This window comes from Enterococcus sp. B2E4 (assembly GCF_030499455.1).
Classification (GTDB): domain Bacteria; phylum Bacillota; class Bacilli; order Lactobacillales; family Enterococcaceae; genus Enterococcus_D; species Enterococcus_D casseliflavus.
In genome coordinates this window covers 40,203-55,736 of the sequence record NZ_JAUKPK010000014.1, presented here as the reverse complement: position 1 = coordinate 55,736, position 15,534 = coordinate 40,203, and the positions used below count along the sequence as shown (strand labels likewise).

The following is a 15,534-nucleotide window of genomic DNA, read 5'->3' as shown; positions in this document are numbered from 1 at the left end:
TCTTTCTCATCCCTTCGTACGTCTGACGCTGTAAACATCTGGAATCTGCTTGATTTTATCAACGATCGATTTCAAATGGGTCAAATTCTGAATCGCCACCGTGATGCGGATCGTTGCCATTTTGTCTTTGTTGGTTTTGGCTTCGACACTCACTAAGCGCTTCGTGACAGTGTTGACTGTCTGTAAGACATCATTGAGCAACCCAGAACGATCATAGCCGTAGATCTCAAGATCGGCATCGTATTCTTTGTTGATGTCGGTGGCATCTTCCCACTCAACATCGATCAAACGGTTCGCGGCGTCTTTGTTTTGAACATTGGGACAATCGCTGCGGTGGATCGAGATTCCTCGGCCTTTGGTAATGTAGCCGACGATCGAATCTCCAGGGACTGGATTGCAGCAGCGGGAGATGCGGATCAACAAGTTATCGACCCCTTCAATGACAATGCCGCCTTCGTGACGAACCTTCATTTTTTCTGGTTCTTTTTTCGTCGGTTGATTGATCATCTCTTGGACTTGCTGCTTTTGCTTCTCGATTTGTTTCTCGCGCCGTTCTTCTTCGGTCAAACGGTTGGCTAAAGTCGTGGGACTAACTTCCCCATAGCCGACAGAGGCAAATAGATCATCTTCTGTTTGGTAGTTGAACCGTTCGCAAGCTTCCGCCATTTTGCTTTTCGTCAAAAATTCTTTCGGCACAAAGCCCATATCTTGTAAGGTACGAACCACTGCCTCATGCCCTTTGATGATGTTTTCATCACGATCTTGGGCTTTAAAAAATCGTTTGATTTTGTTCTTCGCTTTGCTGGTAGCCACTAGTTTGACCCAGTCGCGGCTTGGGCCAAAGGAATTTGGTGAGGTCAAGATCTCGATAATGTCCCCATTTTTTAGCTTGTAGTCCAATTGGACCATCTTGCCGTTGACCTTGGCGCCGGTGGTTTTGTTACCGATGTCGGTATGGATGCTATAGGCAAAATCCAGGGGACTGGAGCCTTGAGGCAACTCCGTCACATCACCTTTTGGCGTAAATACATAGACTTTGTCGCTGAAAATATCGCCTTTGACACCTTCCATAAATTCAGAAGCATCATAGCTTTCATCTTGTAGTTCCAAGATTTCTCGGAACCAGCCAACTTGTTGGGTCATCTTGTCGGCTCTGACTTTTTCGGTCTTGCCTTCTTTATAGGCCCAGTGCGCAGCAACCCCAAATTCAGCGATCTCATGCATTTCATGGGTCCGAATTTGGATCTCGACAGGATTGCCTTTGGGACCAATGACCGTCGTATGCAGCGATTGGTACATGTTGGCTTTTGGCATCGCGATATAATCCTTGAACCGCCCAGGCATTGGTTTCCATTTTGTATGGATCGTTCCCAAAACCGCATAACAATCTTTGATGGAGTCAACGATCACTCGGATCGCCAACAAATCATAGATTTCATTGAACTGTTTCTTTTGGTCTTTCATCTTGCGATAGATTGAGTAAATATGCTTTGGTCGGCCATAGATCTCAGCATAGATATCTAGTTCCTCGGTGGCGATTCGAATCTCTTCTACGGTTTCAGAAACGTAGGATTCCCGTTCTTCTCGCTTTGTCTGCATCAAATGCACGATTCGGTAATATTGCTGTGGATTCAAATAACGCAAAGAAATATCTTCTAATTCCCATTTGATGCGGCTGATCCCTAAACGATGAGCCAATGGGGCATAGATTTCCATCGTTTCTTGGGCGATGCGGCGTTGTTTGTCTTCCCGCAGATGTTTCAACGTACGCATATTATGTAAACGGTCAGCCAGTTTGACCATGATGACCCGTAAATCTTGCGCCATGGCGATCAACATTTTTCGATGATTTTCTGCTAATTGTTCTTCATGAGATTTGTACTTGATCTTACCCAGCTTGGTCACGCCATCCACTAGCATCGCTACATCGGCACCGAATTCTTCTTTCAGATCGGCTAACGTCACATCGGTATCTTCGACGACATCATGCAAAAAACCAGTTGCAACGGTATGAGGATCCATCTGCAATTCTGCCAAGATCCCCGCAACTTGGATTGGATGAATAATGTAAGGCTCGCCGGATTTACGGAATTGTTCTTTGTGGGCTTCTGTCGCGTAATCTAATGCTTTTTGGACAAAGGCAACATGCTCTTCACTCATATAATGAGCGACCAATTTGATGACATTGGGCCCGGTCAATATAACTTCTTTTGCCATTCATTCCGCCTCCTGCTTTTCTTTTTTGTGCTATCAAAAAGGCAGACAGAAGTCGCTGTTAACGTTTCGTCACGCACCCAAAGCCTTGCGGACAAACGTTCTAAGCATGGGACTCCTGTCTAACCTGCAGTTCTTATTTTAGTAGTATTATTATACAAATTTTTCAGCTATTTTTCAATCGCTGTTGTTCAAAGCACATCGGGCGACGGCTGGTCCTTAAGCAATTCTTCAAAAACATGATACGAGAGCCCGATTTTCTCAGCGCCAGCAGCCTGTAGTGATTGCAGCGCTTGTTCATCTACTGTGTCAGGATTGATCTGGATCGACAGTTGACTGCCGCCATCTAAGGAAAACAAGCTCACGTCATGCAATGCTTCTGCTAGTGGTTGTTTTTGCCCTAACACAATCTTTGGCCAAGCTTCTTCTTTCAAGCGTTGTGCTACTTGGATCTTCGTCAATTCATTCATGATCTCGGTTTGCACAGCTAAGCGGATCTCTCCTCCTGTCAAGGTCAAGGAGCGGATCGTTTCAGTCAGCTCCGCAAAGCCACGATCATTTTCCATGAAGGAAGAAGCTGGCAGCCAGACTTCCAAAAAATCGGCGCCTTCCATAAACGCCCGACCAATTTCAAACGCCACCTTTGCCAGTGTTCCTTGGGCAAGGGGGTAATCGATCACTGCGCCGATTTGTAGGGAAGAACCTTGTGCCAAGATTTTCGCTCGCCGAATGGCACTAGGCAAAACGACGACTTCCTTTAAGGTCGTCTTATATTGATTGATAAAATCCTTCAAGACCCAGTCGGTCAGATCGGCCGTCAACAAACGGACACTGATTGCTTCTTGGTTCTTATTCATCAACTCACATCCTCTTTAATTCCGTTAGCACACTGACAGCACTTAAAAAATAAAACGGTGCTGTTTCTGTTCGTAAAATTCGAGGGCCTAACCCGCATAATTTGGCGTTGTTTTGCTGGGCTTCTTCGATTTCGGAGGGGGTCAGACCGCCTTCTGGACCAAAGATCGCTAAAACTTTGCTACCAACAGGCAATGCGGTGATCACTTGCAGCAGCATCGCTGCTTCTCCTTGTTTGGCTGATTCTTCATAAGCCACTAGGACCGCATCATACTGACTGAGGCTTTGCCAAAATGCTTTGGCGTTATCCAGCAGCGTGATGGCTGGTACGATCTGCCGTTGGGATTGCTCCGCCGCTTCTTGGGCGATTTTTTGCAGCCGTTGCTGCTTTTTCTGTAATTTCTTTTGATCCCATTTCACGACCGAAGTTTGCGCTGGAAAACCGATAAAGGCTGCCGCCCCCAGTTCCGTTCCTTTTTGAACGATCAATTCCAGCTTGTCGCCTTTCGGGTAGCCGCTAGCGATCGTGACCTGCAGCGGCAATTCCTTGTCCTGCTGTTCTTTTTCGACTTCCTCTAAGTACACCGTTTCTTCATCGGCTTCTTTGATCTTGGCAATAATCGCCAAATGATCCTCAAAAACTAAACCGACTTTTGCCCCGGGAGTCATGCGCATCACTCGGATCATATGGTGGAAGGGTTCTCCCGAAACGGCAAACACCGCTTTTGCTTCATAAGGCTCCTGTAAAAAATATCGCTGCATCTTACTCTACCTCTGGTTTTTTAAAGGCGATCGCATACCAGTCTTTTTGATTGAACAACTGATCGATCTCAAAGCCTTGTGCGATCATGGCATCGATCACTAATTGTTTTTTCGTCTCAATGATCCCAGAAACGATCAAGGTCCCTTCTTGCTTCAATAGACGCCACGCATCAGGGATCATCAATAAAATGATGTCCGCTAAAATATTAGCAACGATAAGATCAGCAGGGACCGTCACTCCTTGCAAGAGATCATTGGCCTGCACGGTCACATCGTGAGCAATAGGGTTCATCGCCATATTTTCTTGGGCGGACCTCACAGCGACTTCATCTAGATCATATGCGAACACGTCTTTGGCACCTAAATATTTACTGGCGATACTCAACACGCCTGAGCCCATCCCGACATCTAAGACGGTTTCACCGCCTCGCAAGTAGACTTCTAGGGCTTGTAATGTCAAACGTGTCGTAGGATGTGTGCCTGTCCCAAAAGCCATCCCCGGATCAAGGATGATGATCTTTTCATCTTCTTGCAGCGGTTGATAGTTTTCCCAGCTCGGCACGATCGTCAGATAGCGGGAGATACGGACTGGATGGTAATATTTTTTCCAGGCCGTCGCCCATGCTTCTTCCACGACCTCGCTCGTTGTGATGGTGTTTTTGCCGATCGCCAAACCATACTCTGGCAGACGGTCGATGGCTGCTTTGATCGTCGGCAGCACTTCTGGTAAAAAGATCGTCTCTGGGAAATAGGCACTGACTTGGGCGCCTTCTTCTAAGGTCGTATAGGTTTCTTTATCCAAAATTTCGCCATACGCATCGCTTTTAAAATTTTCGATATCTAAAACGTCCTCGATCGCTACCCCACTTGCTCCGTGTTCCATTAAAATATTGGCGACTGCTTCCACTGCTTCGCTAGCTGTCGCTACGGTTACTTCATTCCATTTCATGTTCGTTCTCCTTAGTAACTAGGGTACGGGATCATGGTTTCCCCAGCTCCCGCTTGATAGTTCGTCATTTTCTCCACAAATTCTTCTTCGTTGAATCGCAATTCAAAGATCGCTTCTTCACTGTCATCGTTCAAGAAATCAAGCAGATCGCTTTGGCCTTCTTCTAAAATTTCTTGAATGTAATCAACCAATCCGTCTAACAAGGCTTTTTGGATCCCTTTTTTCCCTGCATAAGGGATCGTCGCTAAATAATCTTCTTCATCAAACGTTGATTTTTGTGGATCATACAGCAAAATCCCATCTTCAAATTCAATGATCGCTTCTTCTGATGCCACACCTTGTGCATCGTCGATCTGCACGTGGTGAGGATTTTCAGCAAACAAGCGCAGCACCAATTCGATCGTATGATTTTTGGCATCCCAATCGATCGCCACATCATAGTCGGTGATTTTTTTCGTTAATCGCTGATCTAAGTAAGTCAATATCGTTTCTTTCGCCATCACTATTCCTTCTTTCTTAACACCATCCATGGTCTTGCTGAACAGCGGTTTTTCGTATATTTGTCAAATACGGATTGCCAGCCACCGCAAAACGAAGCGGCATCTGGGTCCATTCCCCTTTATTTGGGATACCGATCCGAGGCAATGCCAAAATTTCTTTTGGGGTACGTCGGCGCTCAGGAACCAAATGCAGTGGGCTTGTAAAAATCGATTCTCCATAAAGCTCAGCGGGGATCTGCAGTGCCTGTACCAGTTTCCCGGGGCCGTTGGCTACATCCGGTCCTGTTTTTTGTCGTTGTTGTTCCATCAAGGCGATCCCATCCACCGGTTCTAGCCCGCGAATCATGATTCCTTGCGGGATGCCTTTTGGCTGCGTAATAAAGTTGACGATTCGATGCGTATGCATCGTATATAAATAAATCGTACCTGGTTCCTGATACATCGCCCGAACCCTTGGTGTGTTTCGCATGCCCACACTATGAGCCGCCAAATCATCGGGACCTAGATACGCTTCACAATCCACGATATACCCACCTACTGTTCCTTCTGGGGTCTCATGTTCCAAATACATTCCTAATAAGGCACGTGCGATGGTCGTTGTCGGCTGTGTCGCAAAAAGTGCCATTAATTCATCCATTCTCATCACCCTCTTTATTCTACACAATTCTCGGCGAACTTACTATCTTTGACTACAGAGTTACGACGATCTCAACGATTTCTTTTCAACGAACCTGATTTTTGCTGACTGAGTGGAAAATAAGCGCCCTGTTGTTTCTGTAAAGACGCAAATCAGCTTGTTTATGAGAATATACGTTCTTATGTTATACTTACAGGAAAAGGAGAGGATCGTTTTATGCAGCAGCCACTTGCTTATCGAATGCGGCCACGGAACTTAGATGAAGTCGTCGGACAGCAGCATTTGGTTGGCCCGGGGAAAATCATTCGCCGAATGGTCGAAGCCAAAATGCTTTCTTCGATGATCCTATACGGACCGCCGGGAACCGGAAAAACCAGCATTGCCAGTGCGATCGCCGGCTCGACACGCTATGCGTTTCGCATGCTGAACGCCGCCACGGATACAAAAAAAGACCTGCAGATCGTGGCAGAGGAAGCCAAAATGAGCGGTACTGTCATTTTATTGCTTGATGAAGTCCATCGACTAGACAAGACAAAACAAGACTTTTTACTGCCCCATTTAGAAAGCGGCAAGATCATTATGATCGGTGCCACGACGGAAAATCCCTACATTACGATCAATCCAGCGATTCGCAGTCGGACACAGATTTTTGAAGTCAAACCGCTCCAAGAAGAAGATATTTTGACCGCCATTGATCAAGCCTTAGCAGATGAAACTCGCGGACTTGGATCAGAAACCATCGTATTGACCGATGATGCCCGCTTGCATCTCTCGCGAGCGACCAACGGCGATTTACGAAGTGCGCTAAACGGCTTAGAGCTCGCTGCTCGTTCCACCCCAAAAGGACCAGACGGCATTATTCATTTGACCTTAGAAATCATCGAAGAGTGCGTGCAGCGCAAAGCATTGACCCATGATAAAGATGGGGATGCGCACTATGATGTGATCTCTGCTTTTCAAAAATCGATTCGCGGCAGCGATGTGGATGGTGCGCTGCATTACTTAGGTCGTTTAGTAGAGGCAGGCGATCTGGCGATCATTTGTCGGCGCTTGATGGTCATCGGCTATGAAGACATTGGTTTAGCTAACCCAGCAGCCGCTGCTCGAACCGTCAATGCTGTGTTAGCCGCTGAACGTTTGGGCTTGCCAGAAGCTCGGATTCCGCTAGCCGATACAGTGGTCGATCTATGTCTGTCACCAAAATCCAACTCTGCCTACATGGCATTGGATGCAGCGATCGCAGATATTCGCAGCGGTAAAGCTGGCGATGTCCCGGATCATTTACGAGACAGTCATTACAAGGGTGCCCAAAGCTTGAATCGGGGTGTCGGCTATCAATACCCGCATAATTTTGATGATGCCTGGGTCGATCAGCAATACTTACCTGATAAGCTGAAAAATACTCATTATTACCAACCAAAAGCCACCGGGAAATATGAGCAAGCATTAGGTCAACGGTACCAGCAGTTGCAGCAGCGAAAGAAAAAAAACTAGGTGCTTAGAAAAAATAGTGACTTTTTGGTATCGTTTTCAAACAACTTTATTGCACCTTCGTCATTCCTATGCTACTATAAGGGTGGGAATTCTGTGATGTACGAGTTGTCCCTTTTGTGTGTTGACCGAACATTTTTATTGATATCTTGGGATCCGTCTTGTGTCAATGCTGGTAACATGCCTTTTCCTTTGGTAGTTCGAAGCTTAGACCGTGGAACCCACCTGCTAGAATTTGCGGGATCAATACTATGGGAAAAAGAACGGCATCAACGGATATTACCCATTCTTTTTAGAATGTGCCATCTGTTTTTAACAGATGGCTTTTTTGCGTTCTCTAACTGATAGCAACAGTGAAACGTCCTTGCCTGACATCAGAGTAAGGGTGGCTTTTGCTATTCTTTCTAGGGTTCGCTATACTAAACCTATCAACTTAGGACAGGATGGCGTATGTTTATGATTCTTCTATTATTTACGATCGTGGCACTCGTATTATTCGGCACCAGTTATTTGCTTTATGCCAAACAAGCGATTTTTTTCACTTTGATCCCTACCACCGAGGCGAATAAGGTCTTCTTAAAAACCTATAGTCTCATTCATTTCCTTTTAGGCGTGGTGGCATTGGTTGTAGGCTTTGTCGATAAGGAGCTGATTGCCTTGTTTTATTTGGCTTTATTGCTGCTCTCTTCCGCATCTTTCAGCATCTTGCTGGCACAAAAAATGAAAAAAAAGGAAGATTAGGTTTTCTTTTTCCAGAAAAAAGCATTACAATAAAAGTAGAAGATAACAGATGGGAGTGTTTCTTATGTTACAACAATATCAACGAATCATGGTAGCCGTCGATGGGTCTAGCGAGTCAGAATTAGCCTTCAAAAAAGCCGTGAACGTGGCACAGCGGAATGATTCTGAATTGGTTTTAGCACATGTGATCGACACTCGTGCCTTTCAAACCGTTTCTTCTTTTGACGGCATGCTTGCTGAACAAGCAACCGAAATGGCCAAACAAACCTTGAAAGACTATGAGGATTATGCCCGCAAGCATCAAGTAACTGCGGTCAAAACTGTGATCGAATACGGCTCGCCAAAACCGATCATTGCCAAACAATTGCCCGAAGATCACGACATCGATTTGATTATGATCGGTGCCACTGGTTTAAATGCCGTGGAACGAATCTTTATCGGTTCCGTTTCTGAATATGTCATTCGCCATGCCGGCTGTGATGTGTTAGTTGTACGGACAGACCTAGAAAACAAAGTCCCAGAAAAAGACCACACGAAAGCTTAATAGTGAGACGACCTGCCGCTGCTTGGCAGGTTTTTTTGTACAAAAAAAACCGTGACAAAAGCAAAAGAGGCAACGAGCGCTCAGGTCTCATTGGTCTTTTTGACTTTGGTCACAGCTCTTTGACAAGTCGGTTATCCAAACTTGTACAGCAAAAAATGAAAGCAAAGTAATAGGTACTCCTATCTAACCATGTTTCCGCTTGATTGTAAATAGTTTTTCTGAATTTTCTGAATAAATAGTTAATTTACCCATCCTTAAATAAAAAAAGCAAAGCGTCGCTTCCCTTAGGAAAAACGACGCCAAAATCTATGGTGATAATGGGCTATCCAAAGGACGCTGGTCAAGAGGATCACAAAGAAAACCGGACCATTCAATAACCAAAAATCAACCGAAGTCGCAGCAAAGCCGTAAAGGATGATAACAATGATGGAAAGAAACAGCGTTGCGATCGTTCCAATGGCTAACCCAAGACTACCCGCCCCTCTCGTAAACAATTGACTGATGTTGGTCCAATCCAAAAGCAGCAGCCGATAATCACGAGCAAAATATTTCAAGCACAAAAGAAAACTGCTCCAAAGTGCCCCGATTAGAAAAGAGACAGCCAAAATCAGCGGCATTTTGAACAAAAGGACTGCTGCCAGCACGATGACTGCCGTTAAGCTCAGCTGAAAAACGACACCAAAGCGGAATTTTTCCCGCAAGTAGCGCTTCATCGATAGCGGCAAGGAGCGGACAAACAAGAAATTCTCCTGATCCAGTGAGATCAAATTACTGATAAAAGAAGTCGGGTTGACCATCAATGCTGCCAAGGCGATCCCAGCCACAAAAACGACACCGATAAACCGCTCATCCAATTCACTTAACTGAATCGCTCCTGTAAACACAAAGGACACTAAGAAAATGATGGGCATCAGCAACGAAGAAGAAAAGACTTGCATGATCAAATTCGGATCTCGGATCAACTGCGAATTGTAATTAAACAACAGCTGGCCCAAGCCTTGATTGGGTTTATGCTTCCGACGAACACTCCCTTGGTTGGGCGCCGCGGCTGCCACTTGCTCATAAAACTTCGGCAAGATCAACCGATAGAGGGCAAAAAGCAACACGCCTGCTGTGACGATGATCCCTAGCAAACTAAGCAAACCAGTCGTTTGAAACGGTGCCACCATCACATAATAAAAGGGCAATAAAAAGCTGATCGCTCCCCGATCTACCACGTCTGTCTCATAAGTATTCACCTGATTCATCATTAAGACCCCGATCACAACAACCAGCATCGTCACGCCTAGCAATAAACTAGTGACCAATTTTTTATGCTTCAAGAAAAACTTGGTGCGGGTCAGGCTGAAGACGATCAAGCTGCAAATGCTGAAGATCAAGACTAAAAACAAGCCGAACAGCAAGAACGCCCATAAGATCGTCAACAAGAAAAAGACGTTTGCCCGAATCCCTGTCAGGAGAAATAAGACCAACAGAGGAAAAATAAACGGCGCAACGGTGAGAAACACCACCACGATCTTTGCCAGAAAAATTTCACTCTGTCGAAAAGGCAGCGGCAAATACGCTGGCAGATCTTGACTCTCGAAAAAGACATTGTAAATGGACGAAATCCCTTGGGAAAAGCCTAAGATCCCGAACAAAGCGACATAATAGGTAAAAAAGCCTGGCATCTGACTAAAATCCAATGTAATCATCGTCAACCCATAGACTAGCAGAAATACTACCCCAGAAAACGCATATTGAAACAACAAATAACTGGTCAAAGTCGAACCAGCCTTGCCTTTTTTGCGGGCTTTATCTGTCAGTTGGGGATTGGCATACCGCAAATTAACGGAGGTCAGAGTCAGAAATTGTTGTTTTCGCATCTACGCTTCCTCCGCTTCTGCAAGAATCGCTTCTTCTTGACTTCTCCCAGTCATTTGCAGATAGATCGTTTCCAAAGAAAGCGACGGATGCTGTGCCAGCAAATCTGCCACTGAGCCATTGTACAGCAGCTCACCTTTTTTCAAAATCGCCAATTGATCGCACAACTGCTGGGCGGTGTCCAAGACGTGGGTGGAAAAAATCACGGTCTTGCCCTTGGCAGCGTGCTGTTTCATCATTTCTTTTAAATCATACGCCGCTTGGGGATCTAAGCCTTGTAATGGTTCATCCAAGATCCAAATGTCTGGATCGGGGATCAATGCCCCAATCAGCAGCGTTTTTTGCCGCATTCCATGGGAAAAGCTGGCGATGGTCTCTTCTTCATGAGACAGCATATCAAACAAGCGCCCTAATTTTTGCAAACGCTCGGCCTTTTCCGCTGCTGGCACCTCATACGCGGCGGCAATCAAGTCCCAATACTCCCCTGCCGTTAGCTGTAAAAACAAATCTGGCGTGTCCGGCACATAAGCAATTTGTTTTTTTATCGCTTCGCGATGTTCCACGAGGGATTGGCCATCAAAATAGATTTCCCCACTCGTCGGTTGCAAAATACTCACTAAGCTTTTGATCGTGGTCGACTTCCCTGCTCCGTTGTGTCCCAGAAAGCCAAAGATCTCCCCTTGACGGATCGTCAGGGAAAGATCAGACAACGCTTTTTTTGGTCCATACTGTTTCGTCAGATTCTTGATCTCAATCATTTTCCTGCCTCCTTATTCCATACCTATTGTTATCTTACGCTGAAAAGCAGGAAATGAAAAATGTTTATTGCCATTTTTAACAAATCAATTGACAGGAGCTGCAAAAACAAAGATAATAAGAGCACTTTAGGGGAGTAGCACATGGATCGTTCCATGATCTTAGATCAACAGCAAGCGGGAATCCGCTGGTTTAAGATGTTTCTTGCAAGACCTAAGTGGCAAGGGGCCGCTTAGGTCTTTTTGCAGTTTAAAATGGAGGGAAAACAGTCAATGAGTTCAAGTAAAATGAAAAAAGTGACCGCCGGCGGACTTTTAGTCGCCATGGGGGTGGTCTACGGTGATATCGGTACGAGCCCGCTTTACGTAATGAAAGCCCTGGTGGAGGACAATGGCGGACTACGCACCTTAACACCCGATTTTATCTTAGGCAGCGTCTCGCTCGTCTTTTGGACGCTAACGCTGTTAACGACGATCAAGTACGTCTTGATCGCATTAAACGCGGATAATCATGGAGAAGGCGGGATTTTCTCCCTTTATACTCTAGTTCGTAAAAACAGCCGCTATTTGATTATTCCAGCAATCATCGGGGGCGCAGCCCTGCTAGCAGATGGCGTGTTGACGCCAGCCGTGACGGTGACCACTGCCATCGAAGGATTACGGGGGATTCCAGTCTTTTTTGATCGCTTCGGCAATGACCAATCGATCATCGTCGGCATCACCTTAGCAATCTTATTGGTCCTCTTTGCCCTGCAGCGCTTTGGGACTGAGTTTGTCGGCAAAGCCTTCGGACCGATCATGCTAGGCTGGTTCACTTTCTTAGGGATCGTCGGGGTGATGAACTTTGCTGGTGACCTTTCGGTGATTCGCGCCCTTGATCCCCGTTATGCGATCAATTTGCTCTTTAGTCCCGATAACAGTGCCGGTCTCTTTATTCTCGGCAATATCTTTTTGGCAACGACTGGTGCGGAAGCCCTCTACTCAGACTTAGGTCACGTGGGCAAGAAAAACATTTATGCCAGCTGGCCCTATATCAAAATCTGCTTGATGCTAAATTACTTTGGTCAAGCGGCGTGGTTGCTGCAAGTCTATCAAAACCCGACTTATCAAGAAATCGAAAACTTGAATCCATTCTTCCAAGCGTTGCCGCAAGGGTGGACAGTCTTTGGTGTCAGCTTTGCCACCCTCGCTGCCATCATAGCTTCGCAAGCCCTGCTGTCTGGCTCCTTTACCCTGGTTTCTGAAGCCATCAAGTTGAAACTATTGCCGCGGATGCAAATCATCTATCCGGGGGCGTCTATCGGGCAAATGTATATTCCTGCCTTGAACACCTTGCTGTGGATCGCCTGTTCTGGCGTGGTCTTGTTCTTCCAGACCTCTACTCGGATGGAAGCTGCTTATGGATTGGCCATTACGGTAACGATGTTGATGACCACTATTTTGCTGTATTTCTACTTGCACCAAAACAAGAAGACCCGTTTCTTGGCACCGTTCATCACGCTCTTTTTTGCAGCGATCGAGGGGATTTTCTTTATCTCCAGTGCGACCAAATTTTTCCATGGCGGTTACGTTGCCATCTTATTAGCCAGCGTGATCATCGGCGTGATGCTGATTTGGGAATGGGGCAATCGTATTCAAGAAAATGCTGCCGAAGAAGTTGCGCTTTCTACCTACATCCCTCAATTGAAACAGTTGCGGGAAGATGATTCTTTGCCGTTATCTCAGACGAACGTCGTCTTCATGGTTCCTAAACTGCAAGACGATCAGATCGGTCAGCAGTTCATCTATTCCATTTTAGACAAACGGCCAAAACGTGCCAAAGTGTATTGGTTCGTCAATGTGGAAGTCACCGACGAACCCTATACGAAAAAATATGAAGTTTCGATGGCAGATACCGATTTTATCGTTAAACTAAAGCTTTATCTCGGCTTTCGGGTGCCGCAAGAAGTCAATCTCTACATTCGCCAAATCATTCAAGAATTGATGAAAGATGGTCGCTTGCCGCTGCAGCCGCAACGCTACTCCTTAACGCCTGGACGCAATGTGGGCGATTTCCAATTTGTGATGATCGAAGAAGAGCTGTCGAATGCAACTGCATTAAGCAAATGGCAGAAGCAAGTCATGCAGACGAAGCTTTTTATCAAACGCCATACCATTTCACCTGAACGCTGGTTCGGCTTAGAATACAGTGATGTGGTTCATGAGACCGTTCCATTAGTCATCGGTCAGATGAAAGAAAGCTCTCTGACAGAATTACGCATCGAGGAACGCTAAGAAACCGCCAGTACTGGTTGAACTTTCTGATACTTTCAGGTACACTGAAAAGACAAAGACACAAAGGAGGGGAAACTACCATGATGCGCATGACTAAAATAACAAGTAATGAAAATTACCAACGATACCATATCGCATTTAGCCATGCAATTGGTTTTACAGTTGCTGTTGACGGGACGAGTCTGTCCAAAACAGTTACATTTACGTAAAATCAATGGCCATCTCAAGGTATTTTTCTCAAGAAAATCTGAGTTTAAATAACACTGGCCATGGATATCCATGGCCTTTTTGAGTGGTCTCAAGGAGAGAGATCATGATTATACAAGCAATTGCTATTAAAAAAACCATCGGCGGGAATCCGTTATTTGAGGAGTTAGCCTGCCAAATCGAAGCTGGGGAAAAAATTGCCCTAGTCGGCATCAACGGAACGGGCAAATCAACCTTTTTACAAATCTTGACTGGCAGTGAAGGCGTCGATAGCGGCGTTATCAGCCGCCAAAAAGGCTTAAGGATCGGGACGGTCGAGCAAGAGCTGACAGTTTCTGAAGCAACCGTTACCCACTACCTGCTCCATTCTGCTGCTACCATTCAAGAACTCAAACAACAAATGAGCCATTACGAAGCCTTGATGGCAGAACCCGATACTGATTTAGAGAAGTGTCTGATCCGTTATGGCGAGCTGCAGCAGCGCTTTGAAGAGCTGGGCGGTTATGGATTGGAAGACCGAATTTCTACGATCTTACAAGGCTTAGGAATTCCCCATCGGCAGGACGCACGGTTAACAGAGCTTAGCGGCGGTGAACGGGTCAAAGTCGCTTTAGCCAAAGTGCTAGTTGCCGATGCTGACTTGCTGCTACTGGATGAACCAACCAATCACTTGGATCTTTCAAGTATCCGCTGGTTGGAAAATTATTTACAGAATACGAAAAAAGCGGTTCTAGTCGTTTCGCACGATCGGCACTTTCTCGATCAAGTCACCACCAAGACCTGGGAACTGGAAGAAGGCGCCTTGATTGAGTATCCTGGAAACTACAGCCGATTTCGTGTCTTGAAAGAAGCTCGCTTGGCGGAGCTGACCAAAAATTACGAACTGCAGCAAAAAGAAGTCCAGCGGCTGAAAGTCATGATTCGTCGGTTTCGCCAGTGGGCCCATGAAGGAGACAATGAATCCTTCTTCAAAAAAGCCAAAGAATTGGAACGCCGCCTAGCGAAACTAACGCTGGTCAAACCGCCAGCGCCCCCGAAAAATCGGCTGCAAGGCTTGACAAATGGCGGAAAATCAGGCAAAGAGGTGTTCATGGTTCGCGACTTGCACCAGCAATATACCGATCAGCTCCTATTCAAAGACAGCAGTTTTGCAATCTACCGTGGGGAGCATCTAGCCATCATCGGCGACAATGGTACCGGAAAATCAACCTTACTCAAATTACTTCTCGGTGAGGAGCTTCCTAGCGGCGGCACTATCAAGCGCGGCAGCAGCTTACAAATCGGTTATTTGCCCCAACAGCTACAGTTTGACGATCCTGAGAGCCGCTTGTTGGCCTACGTACAGACGTTGACAGGAAACGAAGAGGCTTCTCGTCGGCAATTGGCCAAAAGTGGATTTTATCAAAGTGATGTGGCCAAACGAATCAAAGATTTATCTGGTGGTGAAAAAATCCGTTTGGCGTTACTGAAACTCTTTTTAGAAAAAATCAACGTCCTGATTTTGGATGAACCAACCAATCACCTCGACAGCTATGCCCGAGAAGAAATTGAAGAAATGCTGCAAGATTATCAAGGGACCCTGCTGGCAGTCAGCCATGACCGCTACTTTTTACAGCAGCACTTCCAAGAGGCCCTGGTCATTGCACAGCAGCAAATCACGCGCCAGTCCCTGAGCCCCTTGATTGACTAAGACATTGATTCGCAACAAAAAAACTTGATTTTCCTACGATATGCATGGGTTG

Annotated in this window: 13 protein-coding genes and 1 other RNA gene; 6 read left to right on the top strand and 8 right to left on the bottom strand. The window is 45.9% G+C overall.

Going from position 1 to position 15,534, the window contains the following annotated elements; genetic code table 11:
* Positions 1–6 precede the first annotated feature (6 nt).
* From Q1X33_RS10770 to Q1X33_RS10745, 6 genes are all read right to left on the bottom strand, one after another.
* Positions 7–2,217 carry a bifunctional (p)ppGpp synthetase/guanosine-3',5'-bis(diphosphate) 3'-pyrophosphohydrolase gene (locus tag Q1X33_RS10770; RefSeq protein ID WP_005227770.1) on the bottom strand — a complete coding sequence of 737 codons (2,211 nt, stop codon included), beginning with the start codon at positions 2,215–2,217 and terminating at the stop codon, positions 7–9.
* 188 nt (positions 2,218–2,405) lie between these two features.
* Positions 2,406–3,071: a hypothetical protein gene (locus Q1X33_RS10765; protein ID WP_005227769.1), complete on the bottom strand. Its 666-nt coding sequence runs from the start codon at positions 3,069–3,071 to the stop codon at positions 2,406–2,408.
* Positions 3,072–3,075: 4 nt separating this feature from the next.
* Positions 3,076–3,831, bottom strand: a complete 756-nt coding sequence (locus Q1X33_RS10760; RefSeq protein ID WP_005227767.1) for a 16S rRNA (uracil(1498)-N(3))-methyltransferase — start codon at positions 3,829–3,831, stop codon at positions 3,076–3,078.
* A gap of 1 nt (position 3,832) precedes the next feature.
* Positions 3,833–4,780: a 50S ribosomal protein L11 methyltransferase gene (gene prmA / locus Q1X33_RS10755; RefSeq protein ID WP_301969667.1), complete on the bottom strand. Its 948-nt coding sequence runs from the start codon at positions 4,778–4,780 to the stop codon at positions 3,833–3,835.
* Positions 4,781–4,791: 11 nt separating this feature from the next.
* Positions 4,792–5,280: a DUF3013 family protein gene (locus Q1X33_RS10750; protein WP_005227763.1), complete on the bottom strand. Its 489-nt coding sequence runs from the start codon at positions 5,278–5,280 to the stop codon at positions 4,792–4,794.
* 16 nt (positions 5,281–5,296) lie between these two features.
* Positions 5,297–5,917, bottom strand: a complete 621-nt coding sequence (locus Q1X33_RS10745) for a DNA-3-methyladenine glycosylase (RefSeq protein WP_010749036.1) — start codon at positions 5,915–5,917, stop codon at positions 5,297–5,299.
* Positions 5,918–6,133: 216 nt separating this feature from the next.
* Here Q1X33_RS10745 and Q1X33_RS10740 point away from each other — a divergent pair, with 216 nt between their 5' ends.
* The 4 genes from Q1X33_RS10740 (at position 6,134) to Q1X33_RS10725 (ending at position 8,693) form a co-directional block, all read left to right on the top strand.
* Complete coding sequence (locus Q1X33_RS10740; protein WP_005227760.1) at positions 6,134–7,411, top strand: replication-associated recombination protein A; 1,278 nt, start codon at positions 6,134–6,136, stop codon at positions 7,409–7,411.
* An 85-nt stretch (positions 7,412–7,496) separates the two neighbouring features.
* Positions 7,497–7,691, top strand: a non-coding RNA gene (gene ssrS, locus Q1X33_RS10735) — 6S RNA.
* Positions 7,692–7,858: 167 nt separating this feature from the next.
* Positions 7,859–8,149 carry a hypothetical protein gene (locus Q1X33_RS10730; protein WP_005227757.1) on the top strand — a complete coding sequence of 97 codons (291 nt, stop codon included), beginning with the start codon at positions 7,859–7,861 and terminating at the stop codon, positions 8,147–8,149.
* Positions 8,150–8,213: 64 nt separating this feature from the next.
* Positions 8,214–8,693: a universal stress protein gene (locus Q1X33_RS10725; protein WP_005227755.1), complete on the top strand. Its 480-nt coding sequence runs from the start codon at positions 8,214–8,216 to the stop codon at positions 8,691–8,693.
* A gap of 284 nt (positions 8,694–8,977) precedes the next feature.
* Here Q1X33_RS10725 and Q1X33_RS10720 read toward each other — a convergent pair whose 3' ends face one another.
* Together Q1X33_RS10720 and Q1X33_RS10715 are read right to left on the bottom strand one after the other, a co-directional pair.
* Positions 8,978–10,558 (bottom strand): hypothetical protein, encoded by a 1,581-nt coding sequence (locus tag Q1X33_RS10720; protein ID WP_005227752.1) that lies wholly within the window; start codon positions 10,556–10,558, stop codon positions 8,978–8,980.
* Positions 10,559–11,314: an ABC transporter ATP-binding protein gene (locus tag Q1X33_RS10715; RefSeq protein ID WP_005227750.1), complete on the bottom strand. Its 756-nt coding sequence runs from the start codon at positions 11,312–11,314 to the stop codon at positions 10,559–10,561.
* A 270-nt stretch (positions 11,315–11,584) separates the two neighbouring features.
* Here Q1X33_RS10715 and Q1X33_RS10710 point away from each other — a divergent pair, with 270 nt between their 5' ends.
* Positions 11,585–13,585 carry a KUP/HAK/KT family potassium transporter gene (locus Q1X33_RS10710; protein WP_005227748.1) on the top strand — a complete coding sequence of 667 codons (2,001 nt, stop codon included), beginning with the start codon at positions 11,585–11,587 and terminating at the stop codon, positions 13,583–13,585.
* Positions 13,586–13,898: 313 nt separating this feature from the next.
* Complete coding sequence (gene abc-f / locus Q1X33_RS10705; protein ID WP_301969666.1) at positions 13,899–15,482, top strand: ribosomal protection-like ABC-F family protein; 1,584 nt, start codon at positions 13,899–13,901, stop codon at positions 15,480–15,482.
* The last annotated feature ends 52 nt before the right edge of the window (positions 15,483–15,534 follow it).